Origin of the sequence: Seohaeicola saemankumensis (assembly GCF_042678485.1) — a bacterium.
Lineage (GTDB): Bacteria > Pseudomonadota > Alphaproteobacteria > Rhodobacterales > Rhodobacteraceae > Seohaeicola > Seohaeicola saemankumensis.
This window is the reverse complement of record NZ_JBHTKR010000007.1, coordinates 34,699-53,049: the sequence shown is the minus strand read 5'-3', so window position 1 is coordinate 53,049 and position 18,351 is coordinate 34,699. Positions and strand designations below refer to the sequence as shown.

Here is an 18,351-nt window from a genome sequence, read left to right as displayed (position 1 = left end):
ATAATCGCTTTCGCATGAACTGTCTACGGGATCAGGGCTGCGCGGCATCCACCAGCGCGCGGAACAGGGCGCGCTGTCTGCGGGCATAGATCAGGTATTCCGGGTGCCATTGGACACCCAGCGCGAAGGGCGGGCTGCTGCGCTCGACAGCCTGAATCATACCGCCGCCATCGCGCGCCGCGATCCGCAGGCCGGTGCCCAACCTGTCCACCGCTTGCGAATGCAGCGCGTTCACCCGCATCGGCGCCAGACCCGCAATCGCGGCCAGACCCGTGCCGTCCAGCACCGTCACATCCTTGCGCGGCAGGATCGTGCGGTAGTAGCGGCTGTCGCCATAGTGATCATAGGCGCGTTGATGCAGGTTGCCCCCTAGCGCCACGTTCAGCATCTGTGCGCCGCGGCAAATGCCCAGCACGGGTTTGCCAAGGTCCAGCGCCTGACCGACAAGGCGCTGCTCCAGCGCGTCGCGGTCCGGGTCAAGCCTGGCTTCGGCCACTAGCTCGCCCTGGTAGAGCATGGGCGAGATGTCATCCCCGCCACCCACGACCAACCCGTCGACGGCCGTCATGTCCGCCTCGCCCCTGCTGTCCCACCGGCGCGCCCGCCCCCCGGCCAGCCAGATGTTGAGGGCGATCACGGGAAACACCCGCCACCCCGTCCGGCGCGAGGTGGTGACACCGATGCAGGGCCTCATGACCAGATCGCCGCAGGGCCAAGCGTTGCCTGCACGCGCAAGGCCCAGTCGCCGCGCGTGCCGGTCAGGCTGTCGCGGTGATCGCGCCACAACTCTGCCAGATGCGCCAGAAGATCCGGGTCGGCGGCCACCCGTTCGATCAGGACCCAGCGGTTCCACTCATAGACAGCCGACCAGCCCGGCGCGCCCAGCCGCGCCTCGGGCAGGCGGTAGTGATAGGTCGGTCGCCCGCCTTTCAGCATGTCCGGGTCCATCAGCGCGGATAGCGCCGCAGGGCGCAGATGTTCCAGCAGTGGCAGCAGATCCAGCCCGCGGTTCCTGGTCGGTGTCAGGCGCGCATAGGCGCGCAGCAGGTCATCAAGATCCCAGGCGTCGCCTTCTGTCGCCAGCAGGTCCACCAGGGTCTGTGGCCAGGGATCGACAAAGGGCAGCAGCCGCCGGGATGGGTCGATCGGGTCGATCGCCCGCAGCCAATCCTCCATCAGCCCGTAGGCCCGCACGACAGGCAGGATCCCCGTGGCATCGGTCCCTGCCACTTCGGGGTTCAGATGCATGCCGAAGCCGTAGAACAGGCCGTCTTGCGACCCTTCCGCCCCGGCCGCGACCAGATCCCCGATCAGCCTGTCCACCCGGGCAAGATCGGCGGGCAAAAGCGGCGCTGTCACGATTTCAACCGGCACGACCGCGCGCGACCAGTCCAGCAACTTGTCGGCGATCACATTGCCCGCCCTGTCGCGCAGCACGATGTCCAGCTCGACACCGACATCGCCAAGCGCGCCGCCGGTCACGGTCAGGTCGTGATCCGTCTGTGTCCGGACGTCGCCACCCCAGGCGGCCTGCACGAGCCCCGCGGTCTGCGCTTCGGTCAGGCCGGCCAGCTCGATCTCGACCCCGACACGGCGCGGCTTGCCCTCAGGTCCCTTCGCCAGGGGCAGGGGCCAGGGCTTTTCCAGCGGGATGCGGGCGCGGGTTTCGGTCAGATCGGTCAAGGGGTTGCACTCTCCATGCCATCTGCGGGACAAGGGAACATATGGTCTATCGACACCCAATGGCAACCTTGGCCCTGATCGGGGCACGGATATGACAGGGGCGCGGCGCATGTCGCTGGCCGTGGTGGTGCTTGGCCTGACCCTTTGGGTCGGTATCGTGCACCTGCCCGTCTGGCTGCCCCCGGTCACGCCGGCAATCATCGCGGCGCAGCCGCTGCCGGGGCAGGGGCCGCATCGCGTGTTCGGATATGCGACGATGACCAACCCGGCAATCAGGCTGGCCGTGCTGGGCCGGGTCACACCCGCCCAGGAGGCGCGTCTGGCAGGGTTTCGCCGCGACGGGCGCGACATGCGCCCTGATCAGGACGCAATGCTGTCCGGCATGGTCTTTGCCGTCGATGACCGGGGTCTGTTACGTCTGGATCGCTATGAGCGGCTTGGCGCGCGCTACCGCCGCGACAGTGTCACCCTGGCCGACGGCTCGCGTGCCTGGGTCTACAGGTTGATCCGCGATGACTGACATGCCGACAGAACAGCCCACAGCCGACCGCAAGCGGCGCATCTTCGCCCGGCTGACCGGCAGCGACCCCGCGGATCTGCAACAGGACGAGGCCGCGAACGGGTTGATCCATGTCACCGCGCTGTCCCTGACAAAGGTGGCGGACAGCCTGATCGACCCCAAGCTGGTGCTGGCCTGGCTGCTGTCCGCGCTGGGGGCCCCGGGGTTCATCATCGGTGCGCTGGTGCCGGTACGCGAGGCGGGGTCCTTGTTGCCGCAACTGATCCTAGCGCGGCGGGTCGAGCAGGTGGCACAACGCAAGCGGATCTGGGCCATGGGCGCGGCGATGCAGGGGCTATCGGTCCTGGGAATCGCCTGGGCCGTTCTGACATTGCAGGGCGCCGTTGCCGGCTGGACCGTGCTGGGGCTGTTGGCCGTGCTGGCCACTGCGCGCGCCGCCGCCTCGGTCAGCTACAAGGATGTGCTGGCCCGGACTGTCGCCATGGGGCGGCGCGGCGCAGTAAGCGGCCTTGCCGGCGTTGCTGCATCTGTCGCGGCCTTCGGTTTCGGCCTGCTGATGGCGCTGGGTATCTTCGATCTGGCGATTCCGGTGCTGGCGACGGCGCTTGCCGTGGCGGGGGGGGCATTCCTGTTGGCAGGGGCGCTGTTCCTGCGGCTGGCCGAACCCGCGAACGCCGGTGAAGCACCAGATGACAACGGGGCGGCGGCCCTGTTCCGCCCCCTGTTCGAGGATCGACAACTTCAGATGTTCGTGGCCGCAAGGGCCGCGCTGACCGTGACGGCGCTGGCGCCGCCCTTCATCGTGATGCTGTCATCGGCCAACGGACAGCGCGCGCTGGATCAACTGGGTCCGATGGTCATGGCCTCGACCGCGGCGGCGGTGGTGTCATCCTATGTCTGGGGGCGCTTGTCGGACCGGTCCAGCCGCCAGACCCTGATGGCCGCCGGGGCGCTGGCGTCAGTGGTTCTGCTGATCATCGGGCTGGTCGGGATGCAGCCCGTGGGCCTTGGTGGCGCCTGGGGCGCGGGACTGGCCGTGTTTGCCGCGCAGATTGCCTATGAGGGGGTGCGCGCCGGGCGCAAGCTGCACCTGACGGACATGGCGACTGATGATTTTCGCGCCCGCTATACCGCCTTGTCGAATACGCTGATCGGGGTCGTGCTGATGGCGGGCGGTGTGTTCGGACTGCTGGCGGACCGCTTTGGTCCCGCAATCCTGCTGGTTGTCTTCGCCGTGCTTTCGCTGGTCGGGGCCATCATCGCATCCCGGCTGGACGAGGTGCAGCGCCCCTGAGCACGGCATGTCATAGTGCCCCTCCGGCGGTTGCAGAATCGTCAAGTGATTGATCTGGTGCGGAGATCGCGCGTCATGCGACGCACACCCGGACAGCGCGCAGGAAGGCTTTGTCATGACATTTCCGCAGATGATGATCTTTGGCATCCTTGCCCTGACCATGGCGCTGTTTCTGTGGGGGCGGCTGCGTCATGACGTGGTGGCGCTGGCCGCGCTGATGGCTTGCGTGGTCACCGGGCTTGTGCCGGCGGCGGATGCTTTCGCAGGGTTCGGGCATCCTGCGGTCATCACCGTGGCCTGCGTTCTGGTTCTAAGTCATGGATTGCAACAATCCGGCGCTGTTGATGGGTTAGCGCGCAATATTATGCCGCGAAACGCGGGTAAGCTTGCAACACTTGGCGCGCTTATGGGGCTTGGCGCACTTCTGTCCGGTTTCATGAACAACGTGGGCGCGATGGCGCTTCTGATGCCGATTGCCATACAGGTCTCGGGGCGTCTGGATCTGACACCGGGGCAGGTGCTGATGCCGCTGGCTTTCGGCACGATCCTGGGGGGCATGACCACGCTTGTCGGCACACCGCCCAACCTGATCGTGTCGGGGTTCCGCGCCGATGCCGGGCTGGACCATTTCGGCATGTTCGACTTTGCCCCCGTGGGTGTATCGGTGGCGGTGGTGGGCGTGCTTTTCGTGGTTCTGCTTGGCTGGCGGCTGGTGCCGGCGCGCAAGGCGTCCAGCAGCGAGGGTTTCGAGACCGGCGCCTACCTGACCGAGGTCCGCGTGCCCGCCAAGGCCAAGGCCGTGGGGATGACGCTGCGCCAGATCGAAACCGATCTGACAGGCGCCGATGCACAGGTCGTCGGGCTGATCCGCAACGAGGTCAAGATGATCGCGCCCCATGGCGGACGCCGGGTGCGTGAAGGTGACATCCTGATGCTGGAGGCCGATGTCGAGGGGCTGGCCGAAGCGCTTTCGGCTTTCGGGATCAAGCTGGAGGAACAAGGCTCGTCCTCGGACAGGGCCGAAAAGGCGGAAAAGGCGGACCAAAAGGACAAATCCAAGGCAAAGGCAAAGGCCAAGGCCGCGTCGGACGGGGGCAAGGACGCGAAGGCGACCAAATCCAGTGACAAGGACGCCGCAGCGGACAAGGCAGCGGACAAGGCGGCGGGCAAGGCGGCGGGCAAGGATGAAGGCGGCACTGAGGATGACGATGCAAGCCGTCGGGAAGACGATATCGTCCTGCGCGAACTGGCGGTTCTGCCCGGATCATCGATCGTGGGGCGGTCGGCCAGCGACATGCACCTGCGCTCGCGTTACGGGCTGAACCTGCTTGCCGTCGCGCGCGAGGGGCGCCGCCCGCGCGCTAGGCTGCGGACGCTCAAGCTGAAGTCGGGTGACCTGCTGCTGATGCAGGGGCCGGTCGAAGTGCTGGCGGATTTTGCCAATGATGCGGGTTGCGTGCCACTGGGCGAACGGGATCTGCGGATACCGGATGCGCGCATGGCGGTCCTGTCCACGGCGATCATGGGCGGGGCCATCGCATTGGTGACATTTGGACTGTTGCCGGCGGCGGCGGCCTTTGCGCTGGGCGTGCTGTTGTCGATGGTGCTGCGGACCGTCCCGCCGCGCGATGTCTATACCGCCATCGACTGGCCCGTGGTGGTGCTGCTGGCCGCGCTGATCCCGGTCGCGGGCGCGATGGAGCAGACAGGTGCCGCCAACGTGCTGGCCGGGCTGATGGTGGAAACCGTGGCGCAGGGCAATGCGATCGTGGCGCTGGCGGTGATCCTGATCGTCACGATGTTCCTGTCCGACGTGATGAACAATGCCGCGACGGCGGCGGTGATGTGCCCCATCGCCCTGGGGATTGCGGCCACGCTGGGCGTCAATCCCGACAGTTTCCTGATGGCCGTGGCGATCGGTGCCTCCTGCGCCTTCCTGACGCCGATCGGGCATCAGAACAACACGCTGATCCTGGGACCTGGCGGCTTCCGGTTCAGCGATTACTGGCGGCTGGGCCTGCCGCTCGAGGCGATTGTCGTCGCGGTCAGCCTGCCGATGCTGCTGATCGTCTGGCCGCTATGACGGGGCGGGGCCTTGGCGCGCGGCGCAACCGGGGCTAGAGTGACGAGACAAAGGAACACATGCCATGCATCACTACTCGCTTCTTGATCTGTCCCCGATCCCGGAAGGGGCGGAGGCCGTTCAGGCGCTGGCAAATACCGTCGATCTGGCGGTGAACGCCGAGCGCTTCGGCTATCACCGTTACTGGCTGGCCGAGCATCACAACATGCCCGGCATTGCCAGTGCCGCCACGGCCGTGGTGATCGGGCGGGTTGCGGCGGCGACATCGACCATGCGGGTGGGATCGGGCGGGATCATGTTGCCCAACCATGCGCCGCTGGTCGTAGCCGAACAGTTCGGCACGCTCGAGGCGTTGTTCCCCGGCCGCATCGACCTGGGCCTGGGTCGCGCACCGGGCACCGACATGGGCACCGCCCGTGCGCTGCGCCGCTACATGGACGGGGCCGATACCTTTCCGCAGGATGTGGGCGAACTGCTGGGCTACCTGGGCGATGCGGCCCCGGATGCGCGCGTTCGCGCAGTGCCGGGGCAGGGCAGCCATGTGCCGGTCTGGATCCTGGGCTCCAGCCTGTTCGGCGCGCAATTCGCGGCCTACATGGGGCTGCCATATGCCTTTGCCTCGCATTTCGCGCCCCAGATGCTGGAAGAGGCGCTGCGGACCTACCGCGCGACCTTTCGCCCCTCGGCCTATCTGGCCAAACCCTATGTGATGGTGGCGGCAGGCGTTTGCGCCGCCGATACCGACGCAGAGGCGCAGTATCTGCGATCCTCGCAGGTGCTGTCCTTCGCGCGTCTGCGCAGTGGCCAGCCCGGCAAGTTGCCGCGCCCGGTCAGGGATGTTGCGGCCCATGTGCCCGCCCCGATGATGCGCATGGTCGAAGAGGCGATGTCGGTCTCGGCCGTGGGATCACCCGAGACCGTGCATCGCGGTCTGACGCAGATCGTGGCGCGCTATCGCCCGGACGAGTTGATGGTGACGGGCATGATCCATGACCATGCGGCGCGGGTGAAGTCATTCGATATCGCGGCGCAGGCGCTGGCGCAGATCCAGATCACCACGCAAGCGGCCTGACATCCCAACCGGCCCTCTTGCCCGGCAAGGGGTTCCGGTCAGGACAAGCGCATTCCCGGAGCCCGCATTTTGCAGACAGATGATATTTCCCAGATGGTGCAGGAGCTATGCGCGCTTCTTGATGAAAAGCTTTCGCTCGGGCGTGGCCCGCTGCAAACGCGTCTGAAACGCGCAGGGCGGCGGCTGCCCGCCCGCATTCGGGATCAGGCGCAAGTCGTGGCCGAGGCCGAGACGCTGGCCGCCCATCCCAAGCTGGCCCGCAGGATAGACCATGCACGCGTCGCCCGCGCCCATGCCGAAGCGCGCGCCCATTTGCGGTCGATCGACCCCGCTGATCGGCGGCGCGGCGCGGTTCTGGGCATATTGGGCGGGCTGGCGTTCAACCTGTTGCTGCTGGCCGGGCTGACCCTGGCCTTTCTGCACTGGCGCGGCATCGTCTGATATGCGAAACGCCGCGCCCCTTGGGGGACGCGGCGCTTGTGGTCAGCACCGGCTGAAAGCGGATCAGAGACCCGGATAGATCGGGAACCGCTTGCACAGGGCCTCGACCTCGGCCTTGACGGCGGTTTCCACCGCGTCATTGCCATCTTCGCCATTGGCGGCAAGACCGTCCACGACCTGCACGATCCAACGCCCGATCTGGCGGAACTCGGCCTCGCCGAAGCCGCGTGTCGTGCCGGCAGGGGTGCCCAGGCGCACACCGCTGGTGATCGTCGGTTTTTCCGTATCGAAGGGGATGCCGTTCTTGTTGCAGGTGATATGCGCGCGCCCCAGCGCCTTTTCGGTGGCGTTACCCTTCACGCCCTTGGGGCGCAGGTCCACCAGCATCAGGTGGCAATCGGTGCCGCCGGTCACGATATCAAGGCCACCCTTCATCAGCTCATCCGCCAGCGCCTGGGCGTTCTTGATCACCTGGGCCTGGTAGGTCTTGAACTCGGGGCGCAGCGCCTCGCCGAAGGCCACGGCCTTGGCGGCGATCACATGCATCAGCGGGCCACCCTGGATGCCGGGGAAAATCGCCGAATTCACTTTCTTGGCGATATCCTCGTCATTGGTCAGGATCATGCCGCCGCGCGGGCCGCGCAGGGTCTTGTGGGTCGTTGTGGTGGCAATATGCGCGTGCGGGAAGGGCGAGGGGTAATGCCCCGCCGCAATCAGGCCCGCGAAATGCGCGACATCCGCCAGCAGATAGGCGCCCACGCTGTCGGCGATCTCGCGCATCTTGGCAAAGTCGATGACCCGCGGAATGGCCGAGCCACCGGCGATGATCATCTTGGGCTTGTGCTCGGCGGTCAGCGCGGCGATCTGGTCATAGTCGATTTCCAGATCCTGCTGGCGCACGCCATACTGGATCGCGTTGAACCATTTGCCCGACTGGTTGGGCTTGGCGCCATGGGTCAGGTGCCCACCCGCATCCAGCGACATGCCCAGGATCGTGTCACCGGGTTGCAGCAGCGCGGTATAGACGCCCTGGTTGGCCTGCGAGCCCGAATTGGGCTGCACATTCGCGAAGGAGCAGCCAAACAGCTGGCAGGCACGCTCGATGGCCAGGTTCTCGGCCACATCGACGAACTGGCAACCACCGTAATAGCGACGACCCGGATAGCCTTCGGCGTATTTGTTGGTCATCACGCTGCCCTGCGCTTCCATCACGGCGGCAGAGACGATGTTTTCGGACGCGATCAGCTCGATCTCGTGGCGCTGGCGGCCCAGCTCGTCGGTGATGGACTTAAACAGCTCAGGATCGCGCGAGGACAGCGCTTCGGTGAAGAAACCGGTATCGGTCATGTCGGGCTCCGTTTTCGGGGTCAGCGTTGTCTCGTGTCCTAGTGCAAACTGCCCAAGGGGGGAAGGGCCGAAAGCGACGCAGGCAGGGGCGCGTGCGGCGCGATGGGCGGCAGGGCTGGCGCTGCGGGGCGGTTTGTGCTTCCATCGGCGCGCGACGACGCGCATTGGAAACAGGACGGCCCCCGGAATGACCCTCAAGATCGCCTTTTGCGCCAGCCCGGTTCCCAGCGCGCAGGAGGCGATGGAACGGCTGGTCGCACTTTACGGCGCAGCCCCCGAGGCCAGCGCCGACGTGATCGTGGCGCTGGGCGGCGACGGTTTCATGCTGACGACCCTGCACCGCACACAGAACCTGGCCGCGCCTGTCTACGGCATGAACCGCGGCACGGTCGGTTTCCTGATGAACGAATATCACGAAGACAACCTGCATGACCGGCTGGCCGAAGCCGAAGAGGCCGTGCTGAACCCGCTGGCGATGCGCGCGACCTGCTCCGATGGAACGGTGCATGAGGCGCTGGCGATCAACGAGGTGTCATTGCTGCGGCAGGGGCCGCAGGCGGCAAAGCTGCGGATCACCGTGGATGGGCGGTTGCGGATGGCGGAACTGGTCTGCGATGGCGCGCTGGTCGCGACACCGGCGGGATCGACCGCTTATAACTACAGCGCGCATGGCCCGATCCTGCCGATCCGGTCGGATGTTCTGGCGCTGACCGCGATCGCGCCTTTCCGTCCGCGCCGCTGGCGCGGTGCGCTTCTGCCCAAGACCGCGCTGGTCCGCATTGATGTTGAGGAGGCCGACAAGCGCCCCGTGATGGCCGATGCGGATTCGCGATCCGTGCGCGACGTGATCACCGTCGAGATCCGCAGCGCGCCCGAGATCGAGCACCGCATCCTGTTCGATCCCGGTCACGGGCTGGAAGAGCGGCTGATCCAGGAACAGTTCGTCTGATCCGAAGCCGGTGACCGGTCAGTAGAACCCGACCCACATCACCGAGATATCCGCACTGTGGTCGCGCCCGTAAGCGACGATGCCAAGGCTGCGGATGCTGTCAGGCCGGACCGCCCCGCGCAGCAGATTGCCCGATGCCTTGAAGGCCGTGAAGGGAATCCGCACCTCGGCCCAGTCGGGCGTGGTCGGGAAGGGGGCCTGGTAATATTGCCAGGGCAAGACCGTGCCCGAGGTCCGCAGATGCACGAAATACCCCTCGCCATTGCCGCGCACGCGCAGGACCACGCCTGATGCCTTTTCGGGCGGGGGGCTGTCCAGCGTCACGCGCGCCTGGATGAACCCGCCGCGATTGGCGGTGCTGACCTGCCCCGTCAGGTGCAGCACGGGCTGCCCGTCAACAGTGCCGATCCGCGCGCGGCCTTCGGAGACACCGCCCATCACCTGGTCGCTGACATAGGTCCAGCTGTCGTCCGGGATCAGGCGGGTTTGAGCGGTCATCTCGGCCCTCGCGGTCAAAGGCAGCAGCAGCGCCAGGCAAAGCAGGCTGGCAAGAATGGCAAGGATGGGTCTGATGGTCATCCCCGCAATATGGGCATCGCGCCGTGCCCCTGCAACGGGGCAAGCCTTGGGATGTTGCCATGGATATTTGGAGCAAGAAGAAAGCAGGCCTTCCGGGTGGGATGCGCCGGAAGGCCTGCCGCGGTCATTTCGCGTAGCCGATGGTCTGCAATGCCTCGCGGATTTCATCCAGGATTGCGGGGTCGTCGATCGTGGCGGGCATCTTGAAGTCCTGCCCGTCCGCGATCTTGACCATGGTGGCGCGCAGGATCTTGCCCGAGCGCGTCTTGGGCAGACGATCCACCACAAGCGCCAGCTTGAAGGCGGCGACCGGGCCGATCTGGTCGCGCACCAGTTTCACGCATTCCTTGACGATATCCGCATGGGGCCGATCCACGCCCTTGGTAAGGCACAAAAAGCCCATGGGCAACTGGCCCTTCAGCTCGTCCGTGACCCCGATCACGGCGCATTCGGCCACATCGGGGTGGCCAGCCAGAACTTCTTCCATGGCGCCGGTGGACAGGCGGTGGCCCGCCACGTTGATCACGTCATCGGTGCGCGCCATGATGTAGAGATAGCCATCCTCGTCGATCATGCCGGCATCGCCCGTTTCGTAATATCCGGGGAAATGCGTGAGGTACGATTTGCGGTAGCGTTCTTCGGCGTTCCAGAGCGTCGGCAGCGTGCCCGGCGGCAGCGGCAGCTTGACCGCGATGGCGCCCAGCGTGCCGGGGGCCTGCGGATGCCCGGCCTCGTCGAGGATCTGCACGTCCCAGCCCGGCAGCGCCACCGAGGGCGAGCCGATCTTGACCGGCTGCGGGTCAAGGCCCAGCGGGTTCGCCGCGATCGGCCAGCCGGTTTCGGTCTGCCACCAATGGTCGATGACCGGCACTTTCAGCAGGTCCTGTGCCCAGATGATCGTGTCGGGATCAGCCCTTTCGCCAGCAAGATAGAGCGCGCGCAGGCAGGTCAGGTCGTATTTCGCGCGAAACTCGCCCTTGGGATCCTCGCGCTTGATCGCGCGGAAGGCGGTGGGCGCGGTGAAGAAGGAGCGCACATTGTGATCCTGGATCACCCGCCAGAAGGTACCGGCATCCGGGGTGCCCACGGGTTTGCCTTCGAACACCACCGTGGTGTTGCCATGTATCAGCGGCGCGTAGCAGATATAGCTGTGCCCCACGACCCAGCCCACATCGGATGCGGCCCAGAAGACATCGCCCGGATCGACGTTGTAGACATTCTTCATCGTCCAGTTCAGCGCCACAAGGTGACCCGCAGTGGGACGGATCACGCCCTTGGGCTGGCCAGTCGTGCCCGAAGTGTAGAGGATATAGGCCGGATGATCGCCGGATACGGGCACGCATTCCGCGGGTTCCACGCCATGTTGAAAGCCGTGCCAGTCATGGTCGCGGCCGGGGATCAACCCGGCGACTTGCTGTTCGCGCTGGAAGATCACGCAGAATTCGGGCTTGTGGGTCGCCTGTTCGATGGCCGCATCGACCAGCGGCTTGTAATGCACGACGCGGCCCGGTTCGATCCCGCAGGAGCCCGCGATGATCGCCTTGGGGGTGCAGTCGTCGATCCTGACGGCCAGTTCATGTGCGGCAAAGCCGCCGAAGACGACCGAATGGATCGCGCCCAGGCGCACGCAGGCCAGCATCGCCTCGATCGCTTCGGGCACCATGGGCATGTAGATGATGACGCGGTCACCCTTGGTCACGCCCTTGGCGCGCAGCGCGCCCGCCAGGCTGGCGACGCGGGTCTGCAATTCGGCATAGGTGATCTTGTGCACCGTGTTGGTGACCGGGCTGTCATGGATGATGGCCACGCGATCGCCGTTCCCTGCCTCGACATGCCGGTCCACCGCGTTCCAGCAGGTATTGACCTGCGCGTCCTTGTACCATTCGTAGAGCGGGGCATTCTCGGCAAACAGGGCCTTCGAGGGCGGCTTGACCCAGTCAATGGCGCGGGCCTGTTCCATCCAGAACCCTTCGGGATCAGCTTTCCAGCCCTCGTAGACGTCTTTGTATGCCATTGTATTCCTCCTCCGGCGACTGTGAATGGCTTACCCAAGGCCACGGCCATCGCGCAAGGGGCTTGTCCACGTTACAAGGTCCGTCACCTGCGCGCTAAGGTCACATTTCGCGCTAACAGGCGCCTTACCGCGGTCCGGCGACGATCCCGGCATCGAAAAGCTGCGCGATCTCGTGGCCTGGTAGCCCCGCCACATCGGCCAGCACCTCCTCGGTATGGGCGCCCAGAACCGGGGCCGCTGCGGGCGGTGGGGTTTGCGCCCCCGAAAAGGTGATCGGAGAGGCCGGGACAGGATAGCGGCCGATGCCGGGCTGGTCCACATGGGCGAACATCGGGTTTTCGCCTGGTTGCAGGTCCGGATCTTCCTGCACCGCGCGGGCGAAGCTGCGGAATTCCGACCAGGTCAATCCCTGCGCCTCGAACAGGGGTGCGATATCGGGCAGGGTGCGGGCGGCGAACCAGGGGGTCAAGGCGTCGGTGATCATGGCGCGCGCCTCCCAGCGGGCGGCTTCCTTTGCAAGGTCAAGCCCGGTCTGCCGGGCGATCCTCTCCATCGCCTGGGCGCTGCCGGTTACCTTGACCAGACCGCGCCACTGCCGGTCTGTCAGGCCGATCACCATGATCCTGCGCCCGTCCGCACAGACGAAATCCTGCCCATAGGCGCCGTAAAGCGCATTGCCGCTTTTCGGCCGGTCCACGCCATTCACGGCAACCTCGCCGATGATGCCCAGATGCCCCAGCATGGCGGCGGCCACATCCTTGAGCGTCAGATCGACATCCTGACCTTCCCCCGTCCGCAGGCGGTGCCGTTCCGCCGCAAGCAGGGCGGTGACGGCCATGTTCCCCGCGATGCAATCCCAGGCGGGCAGGACATGCGCCACCGGATCGGTGCTGCCGGCGGGACCCGTGGCATCGGGAAACCCAAGCGCCGGGTTGACCGTGTAATCCACCGCAGGACGTCCGTGACGATCGCCCGAGAGGGTGACCATGATCAGGTCGGGGCGAAACTGGCTGAGGGTGGGATGATCCATCCATCCGCGCACCCGCAGGTTGGTCAGGAACAGGCCCGCATCCTTGCCCGGCGCGGTGACGATCTGTGTCACCAGTTCGCGCCCGCGCGGCGATTTCATGTCGACGGCAACGGATCGCTTGCCCTTGTTCATTCCTGCCCAGAACAGGCTTTGCCCCTGTGCGGTCACCGGCCAGCGATGCGCGTCCAGCCCGCCCTCCAGCCGATCGAAACGGATCACATCGGCCCCCATCTGGGCCAGCGTCATCCCCGCCAGCGGGATCGCGACGAAGGCCGAGCCTTCGACAACGCGCATGCCTTGCAGGATACCCTGCATCAGATCCAGCCTGCGGTGGCCTGCGTGCCGATATGGCCTACGGGGGCGGCGGTGCAAAGTGTCATGGTCTGGTCCTCGGACATGGTTCCGATCAGGCGCAGGGAATGCGTGTCGAACATCGGATGAACGCCCCTGTAGCGGAAAGTTTCAGGGGGCCGGCCCGCGTGGCGGGTGGCGGCGTCGATCAGCAATGTGGCCTGCAGGGGACCATGCACGACAAGGGCAGGATAGTGTTCCACCCCAGTGGCATAGTCGCGGTCGTAATGGATGCGGTGGCCGTTGAAGGTCACGGCGGAGTAGCGAAAGAGGCGCACGGGATCCATCGCGACGGTCTCGTCGAAATCCGCGACCTCGGGCGCGGGGATCGGTTTCGGCGGGCTGTAGCGGTCGGGCAGGGGCAGGTAGACGATCGTCTGATCCTCCTCGATCGCTGGCCCGCGCGCCGTGTCAATCCGGTGGCGCAGGGTCAGCACGGCCATGGGCGTGCTGCCGGCCTGCTTGTGCTCGAGGCTGATGATCTCGGAATGCCGGGTCATCGCCTCGCCCAGATGCAAGGGCGCCAGAAAGCGCAGGCTGCCCCCGGCCCACATGCGCCGCCCCAGGCCCAGATCGGGCAGAAAGCCGCCCAGTTTCGGGTGCCCGTCGGGCCCGATGTCTTCCATCGATGCCGTCGGCGGAAAGCCCGCCCAGTGCCACAGCGGGGGCAGGATATCTCCGTCACGCAGCGATCCCGCCACCCAGCCCGGGCGCAGGGTCGCGCCGATCTGATCGGCCTGCTGTGGTGTGATCGCGCCGCCGGCGCGGGCGGTGCGGCCTGCCGCCGTCGAGGTGCCGTCCATGGCTGATCCCCCTCCCAGAATGATCGTGCCGAAAACATTCAATCAGGGAAATATTATTGCCTATGTGCTTGTCAATGCGTAATTTTTTGTATGCCAAGGTGCACCGACCGGGTATGCAAATGCATGCCGCGCGCCGGTGTCGGGCAGCGGATCGAGTATTTGAGGAACGGTGAAACGACAGGCGCGCCCTGTTGCCAAGGCGCGCCTGTTCGATGGCCCTGTCTGGCCTAGCCGTAATGCGCGACCGGCGTTCCCGCGATGGCGGCCATGTTCAGAAGGCCCCGCGGCGTGATCGAGGGGCTGACGATATGGGCGCGGTTGCCCATGCCCATCAGGATCGGTCCCACCTCAAGCCCGCCCGCCTTCATCTTCAGGATGTTACGCACGCCTGACGCGGCGTCGGCATGGGCGAAGATCAGCACATTGGCGGGGCCCTTCATGCGGCTGTCGGGAAAGATCCGGGCGCGCAACTCGGCGTCCAGTGCGCTGTCGACATTCATCTCGCCTTCATAGGTGAAATCCCGCGGGGCCGAGTCGAGTATGGCAAGTGCTGCGCGCATGCGCTGGCCGGCATCCGTGTCCATGTTGCCGAACTGCGATTGCGTGCAGAAGGCCACGTTGGGCACCAGGCCGAAACGGCGCACGTGGCGCGCGGCGCCGATCGCGGCCTCTGCCAGTTCATCCGGTGTGGGGGCGGCGCGCACATGGGTGTCGGCGATGAAGAGGGGGCCATCCTCGAGGATCATCAGCGACAGCGCGCCATGCGGGCGGTGCGTGGCGCTGCCAAGGACCTGGTTGACATATTTCAGGTGCCAGCGGAATTCGCCGAATGTGCCGCAGATCAGGCTGTCGGCCTCGCCGCGGTGCACCATCACCGCCCCGATGGCGGTAGTGTTTGTCCGCATGATCGCGCGGGCGAGATCCGGGGTCACGCCGCGCCGCGCCATGATCTGGTGATAGCTGCCCCAGTAGTCGCGGTAGCGCGGATCGTTTTCCGGGTTCACGATCTGCACATCGCGGCCCGGCTTGATCGACAGACCGGCACGGGCGCAGCGCGCCTCGATCACCTCGGGGCGGCCGATCAGGATGGGCTTTTCGGTCGTTTCCTCGAGGATCGCCTGCGCCGCGCGCAACACGCGTTCATCTTCGCCTTCTGCAAAGACGATGCTGCGCGCCGCGGTGGCCGCCGCGCTGAACACGGGCCGCATCAGCAGCGCGGATTTGAAGACCGATCCGTCCAGCTTGGCCTTGTAGGCGGCCAGATCCTCGAGCGGGCGAGTGGCGACACCCGTGTCCATCGCGGCCTTGGCCACGGCGGTTGACACCACACCCGACAGGCGCGGATCGAAGGGCTTGGGGATCAGGTAATCGGCGCCGAAGGTCATCTGTTCGCCCTGGTAGGCGGCGGCGGCCTCGGCACTGGTCGTGGCGCGGGCCAGGGCCGCGATACCCTCGATGCAGGCGATCTGCATCTCGTCGTTGATCTCGGTCGCGCCCACGTCCAGAGCGCCCCGGAAGATGAACGGAAAGCACAGCACGTTATTGACCTGGTTGGGGTAATCCGACCGGCCCGTCGCGATGATTGCATCGGGTACGATGGCGCGGGCCTCGGCCGGGTCGATCTCGGGCGAGGGGTTGGCCAGCGCGAAGATGACCGGGCGGCTGGCCATGCGGCGCACCATGTCGGGTGTCAGTACGCCGGGGCCGGACAGCCCCAGGAACATGTCGGCGCCGTCGATCACCTCGTCCAGCGCGCGCTTGTCGGTCTTCTGGGCAAAGGCGGCCTTTTGCGGGTTCATGTCGATCTCGCGGCCCTCGTAGACCAGGCCGTGAATGTCGCAAAGCCAGATGTTTTCCCGTTTCACCCCGAGCTTCAGCAGCATGTTCAGGCAGGCGATGCCGGCCGCCCCGCCGCCTGTGCTGACGATGCGGATATCCTCGAACCGTTTGCCGATCACATGCAGGGCGTTGGTCGCGGCAGCCCCCACCACGATGGCGGTGCCGTGCTGGTCGTCGTGAAAGACGGGGATGTTCATCCGCTCGCGGCAGAGCTTTTCCACGATGAAACAGTCAGGCGCCTTGATGTCTTCAAGGTTGATGGCGCCAAATGTGGGCTCCAGCGCGCAGACGATATCGGCCAGCTTCACAGGGTCAGGTTCGTTCAGTTCGATGTCGAAACAGTCGATGCCCGCGAATTTCTTGAACAGGACGGCCTTGCCTTCCATCACCGGCTTGGAGGCGAGCGCCCCGATATTGCCAAGCCCCAGAACGGCGGTGCCATTGGTCACGACCGCCACAAGATTGCCGCGCGCGGTATAGCGGCTGGCGTTCGCGGGATCGTCGCGGATTTCAAGGCAGGCCTCGGCGACGCCGGGGGAATAGGCGCGCGCCAGGTCACGGCCATTGGCCAGCGGTTTGGTCGCGCGGATCTCAAGCTTTCCGGGTTTGGGAAATTCATGATAGGCCAGAGCCGCCTGGCGCAGGGTTTCCTTGTGGTTGTCCGACATCTGTCCGCTCCTCTTCCCGATATAGTTTAGCGTTAAACTAATATGTGGCGGATGGGAAGATGCCGTTTTTCAGCAGCATCGGTCGCCCCCTCTTTTAAATCCCCCGTCTTGCAAATCCCCGGTCGCAGGGCCAAGCTTTCGCGCACGACAAAAGTGCGCCGCGACGCGGGGAGAACGACACCATGACCGAAACCGTTGCAGAGGTCTGCCTTTCCACGGCCGATCTGACCGGCGACATCGGCTTTTTCACAAAGCGGCTGGGGTTCCGCATGGACATGATCTATCCCGCCGACGATCCGGCCATCGCGGCCTTTTCCGGTCATGGCCTGCGCTTCCGGCTGGAACGCGGGGATGAACCGGCAGGCCATCTGCGGCTGCTGTCCGATGCCCCCGCAGAGATTGCCGGAGGCGAGACCGCGCTGATCGCGCCGGGGGGCACGCGCATCACCATCGCCGAACGCAACCCGCCGCTGGTCCTGCCGCCCACAATCCACAGTTTCGTCGTGCGCCGCCTGGCCGATCAGGCGCCCTGGGTGATCGGGCGCGCGGGCATGCATTACCGCGACCTGATCCCCGACCGGCTTGGCGGTTCGATCATCGCCAGCCATATCCGCATCCCCGATGGCGGGCCCGTCCCCGACATGGTGCATTTCCACAAGGTCGGGTTTCAGCTGATCTTCTGCATCAATGGCTGGGTCGATGTGGTCTATGAGGACCAGGGCCCCCCGATCCGCCTGACGGCAGGGGATTGCTTTATCCAGCCGCCCGAGATCCGCCACCGCGTGCTGGAGGCCAGCGACGGGATCGAGGTGATCGAGATCGGCGTGCCCGCCGAACATGTGACCGCGATCGACCATGACATGACCCTGCCGACCCCGCATCTGCGGCCCGACCGTGAATGGCAGGGTCAGCGGTTCGTGCACAACGTCGGCAAGGGCGCTGCCTGGCAGCCTTTCCGCATCCCCGGCTTTGTTGCCCGCGATACCACGATTGCCGCCAATACCCGCGATGTGGCGGGGGTGCAGGTGGCGCGGCCGGATGGCGGCACAACCGATTGGACTTGGCACGACAGCGATATCCTGTTCACCTATCTGATGCAGGGCGGAATGGTGCTTGAGGGGGAAGGGCGTGAAGCCTTTCCGCTGCAACAGGGCGATGCTTTCGTGATCCCGCCGGGGATGAAGACGCGCTATTCCGACGCGACCCCGGATCTGGAAATTCTCGAAGTCTCCCTTCCGGGGCGCTTCACCACTCATATCGGAGATCGGACATGACATTGATGGATCAGGCCCGCGCGGTGCGCGAAAACGCCTATGTGCCCTATTCGCATTTCAAGGTGGGCGCTGCGATCCGGGCGGCGTCCGGCAAGGTCTATGTCGGGTGCAACGTCGAGAATGTGGCCTATCCGCAAGGCACCTGCGCCGAAGCCGGGGCGATTGCCGCCATGGTCGCCGCCGGTGAGACGGAACTGACCGAGGTGGCCGTGATCGCGGATGGCGAGCATCCCGTCACGCCCTGCGGCGGATGCCGTCAGAAACTGGCCGAGTTCGGGCGCGGAGCGGTGCCGGTCACCATGTCCACGCTGGACGGGCAGGCGTTGCAAATGACCCTGGCCGACCTGCTGCCCGGCGCCTTCACCGCGGCGCATATGACCCGCGCGGGAGGGGGCGTGTAGCAC

General features: G+C 65.9%; 16 protein-coding genes. 8 read left to right on the top strand and 8 right to left on the bottom strand.

Annotated elements, in window-relative coordinates; genetic code table 11:
- Window positions 1–31: 31 nt before the first annotated feature.
- Window positions 32–694, bottom strand: coding sequence for a gamma-glutamyl-gamma-aminobutyrate hydrolase family protein (locus ACFQ3C_RS16845; RefSeq protein WP_380794261.1), 663 nt, complete (start codon window positions 692–694; stop codon window positions 32–34).
- Window positions 691–1,683: an amidoligase family protein gene (locus tag ACFQ3C_RS16840; protein ID WP_380794259.1), complete on the bottom strand. Its 993-nt coding sequence runs from the start codon at window positions 1,681–1,683 to the stop codon at window positions 691–693. Before ACFQ3C_RS16840 ends, ACFQ3C_RS16845 begins: the two co-directional genes overlap by 4 nt.
- 109 nt (window positions 1,684–1,792) lie before the next feature.
- On the opposite strand from ACFQ3C_RS16840, the gene ACFQ3C_RS16835 reads away from it, so the two are divergent.
- The 5 genes from ACFQ3C_RS16835 (at window position 1,793) to ACFQ3C_RS16815 (ending at window position 7,093) form a co-directional block, all read left to right on the top strand.
- Window positions 1,793–2,203 (top strand): gamma-glutamylcyclotransferase, encoded by a 411-nt coding sequence (locus tag ACFQ3C_RS16835; RefSeq protein ID WP_380794256.1) that lies wholly within the window; start codon window positions 1,793–1,795, stop codon window positions 2,201–2,203.
- Window positions 2,196–3,497, top strand: a complete 1,302-nt coding sequence (locus ACFQ3C_RS16830; RefSeq protein ID WP_380794254.1) for an MFS transporter — start codon at window positions 2,196–2,198, stop codon at window positions 3,495–3,497. Before ACFQ3C_RS16835 ends, ACFQ3C_RS16830 begins: the two co-directional genes overlap by 8 nt.
- Before the next feature lie 115 nt (window positions 3,498–3,612).
- Window positions 3,613–5,580, top strand: a complete 1,968-nt coding sequence (locus ACFQ3C_RS16825) for an SLC13 family permease (RefSeq protein WP_380794252.1) — start codon at window positions 3,613–3,615, stop codon at window positions 5,578–5,580.
- Between the two features lie 64 nt (window positions 5,581–5,644).
- On the top strand, window positions 5,645–6,652 hold the full coding sequence (locus ACFQ3C_RS16820; protein WP_380794250.1) for an LLM class flavin-dependent oxidoreductase: 1,008 nt from the start codon (window positions 5,645–5,647) through the stop codon (window positions 6,650–6,652).
- Window positions 6,653–6,721: 69 nt separating this feature from the next.
- Entirely contained in the window at window positions 6,722–7,093 is a 372-nt protein-coding gene (locus ACFQ3C_RS16815) for a hypothetical protein (protein WP_380794246.1), read from the top strand.
- 63 nt (window positions 7,094–7,156) lie between these two features.
- On the opposite strand, the gene glyA is transcribed toward ACFQ3C_RS16815, so the two are convergent.
- On the bottom strand, window positions 7,157–8,440 hold the full coding sequence (glyA, locus tag ACFQ3C_RS16810) for a serine hydroxymethyltransferase (protein WP_380794243.1): 1,284 nt from the start codon (window positions 8,438–8,440) through the stop codon (window positions 7,157–7,159).
- Window positions 8,441–8,627: 187 nt separating this feature from the next.
- Between glyA and ACFQ3C_RS16805 the strand changes: the two genes are divergently transcribed.
- Window positions 8,628–9,389, top strand: coding sequence for an NAD kinase (locus ACFQ3C_RS16805; RefSeq protein ID WP_380794241.1), 762 nt, complete (start codon window positions 8,628–8,630; stop codon window positions 9,387–9,389).
- Window positions 9,390–9,407: 18 nt separating this feature from the next.
- On the opposite strand, the gene ACFQ3C_RS16800 is transcribed toward ACFQ3C_RS16805, so the two are convergent.
- The 5 genes from ACFQ3C_RS16800 to ACFQ3C_RS16780 form a co-directional block, all read right to left on the bottom strand.
- On the bottom strand, window positions 9,408–9,968 hold the full coding sequence (locus ACFQ3C_RS16800) for a CIA30 family protein (RefSeq protein WP_380794238.1): 561 nt from the start codon (window positions 9,966–9,968) through the stop codon (window positions 9,408–9,410).
- A 124-nt stretch (window positions 9,969–10,092) separates the two neighbouring features.
- Window positions 10,093–11,982: a propionate-CoA ligase PrpE gene (prpE, locus tag ACFQ3C_RS16795; protein WP_380794235.1), complete on the bottom strand. Its 1,890-nt coding sequence runs from the start codon at window positions 11,980–11,982 to the stop codon at window positions 10,093–10,095.
- 124 nt (window positions 11,983–12,106) lie between these two features.
- Window positions 12,107–13,327: a CoA transferase gene (locus ACFQ3C_RS16790; RefSeq protein ID WP_380794232.1), complete on the bottom strand. Its 1,221-nt coding sequence runs from the start codon at window positions 13,325–13,327 to the stop codon at window positions 12,107–12,109.
- A complete protein-coding gene (locus ACFQ3C_RS16785; protein WP_380794230.1) occupies window positions 13,327–14,166 on the bottom strand; it encodes an FAS1-like dehydratase domain-containing protein in 840 nt (279 codons plus the stop codon). Before ACFQ3C_RS16785 ends, ACFQ3C_RS16790 begins: the two co-directional genes overlap by 1 nt.
- Window positions 14,167–14,393: 227 nt before the next feature.
- Window positions 14,394–16,673, bottom strand: a complete 2,280-nt coding sequence (locus ACFQ3C_RS16780; protein ID WP_380794227.1) for an NADP-dependent malic enzyme — start codon at window positions 16,671–16,673, stop codon at window positions 14,394–14,396.
- 182 nt (window positions 16,674–16,855) lie between these two features.
- On the opposite strand from ACFQ3C_RS16780, the gene ACFQ3C_RS16775 reads away from it, so the two are divergent.
- Window positions 16,856–17,947, top strand: a complete 1,092-nt coding sequence (locus ACFQ3C_RS16775; protein WP_380794224.1) for a cupin domain-containing protein — start codon at window positions 16,856–16,858, stop codon at window positions 17,945–17,947.
- Window positions 17,944–18,348, top strand: coding sequence for a cytidine deaminase (locus tag ACFQ3C_RS16770; RefSeq protein WP_380794222.1), 405 nt, complete (start codon window positions 17,944–17,946; stop codon window positions 18,346–18,348). Before ACFQ3C_RS16775 ends, ACFQ3C_RS16770 begins: the two co-directional genes overlap by 4 nt.
- Window positions 18,349–18,351: the final 3 nt, after the last annotated feature.

What these genes read in the sequence shown, in the direction of transcription:
- prpE (WP_380794235.1), bottom strand. Translation starts at nt 11,982, where the DNA reads ATGGCATACAAAGACGTCTACGAGGGCTGGAAAGCTGATCCCGAAGGG.
- ACFQ3C_RS16800 (WP_380794238.1), bottom strand. Translation starts at nt 9,968, where the DNA reads ATGACCATCAGACCCATCCTTGCCATTCTTGCCAGCCTGCTTTGCCTG.
- ACFQ3C_RS16785 (WP_380794230.1), bottom strand. Translation starts at nt 14,166, where the DNA reads ATGGACGGCACCTCGACGGCGGCAGGCCGCACCGCCCGCGCCGGCGGC.
- ACFQ3C_RS16790 (WP_380794232.1), bottom strand. Translation starts at nt 13,327, where the DNA reads ATGCAGGGTATCCTGCAAGGCATGCGCGTTGTCGAAGGCTCGGCCTTC.
- ACFQ3C_RS16830 (WP_380794254.1), top strand. Translation starts at nt 2,196, where the DNA reads ATGACTGACATGCCGACAGAACAGCCCACAGCCGACCGCAAGCGGCGC.
- ACFQ3C_RS16770 (WP_380794222.1), top strand. Translation starts at nt 17,944, where the DNA reads ATGACATTGATGGATCAGGCCCGCGCGGTGCGCGAAAACGCCTATGTG.
- ACFQ3C_RS16780 (WP_380794227.1), bottom strand. Translation starts at nt 16,673, where the DNA reads ATGTCGGACAACCACAAGGAAACCCTGCGCCAGGCGGCTCTGGCCTAT.
- ACFQ3C_RS16835 (WP_380794256.1), top strand. Translation starts at nt 1,793, where the DNA reads ATGTCGCTGGCCGTGGTGGTGCTTGGCCTGACCCTTTGGGTCGGTATC.
- ACFQ3C_RS16805 (WP_380794241.1), top strand. Translation starts at nt 8,628, where the DNA reads ATGACCCTCAAGATCGCCTTTTGCGCCAGCCCGGTTCCCAGCGCGCAG.
- ACFQ3C_RS16825 (WP_380794252.1), top strand. Translation starts at nt 3,613, where the DNA reads ATGACATTTCCGCAGATGATGATCTTTGGCATCCTTGCCCTGACCATG.
- ACFQ3C_RS16775 (WP_380794224.1), top strand. Translation starts at nt 16,856, where the DNA reads ATGACCGAAACCGTTGCAGAGGTCTGCCTTTCCACGGCCGATCTGACC.
- ACFQ3C_RS16820 (WP_380794250.1), top strand. Translation starts at nt 5,645, where the DNA reads ATGCATCACTACTCGCTTCTTGATCTGTCCCCGATCCCGGAAGGGGCG.
- glyA (WP_380794243.1), bottom strand. Translation starts at nt 8,440, where the DNA reads ATGACCGATACCGGTTTCTTCACCGAAGCGCTGTCCTCGCGCGATCCT.
- ACFQ3C_RS16845 (WP_380794261.1), bottom strand. Translation starts at nt 694, where the DNA reads ATGAGGCCCTGCATCGGTGTCACCACCTCGCGCCGGACGGGGTGGCGG.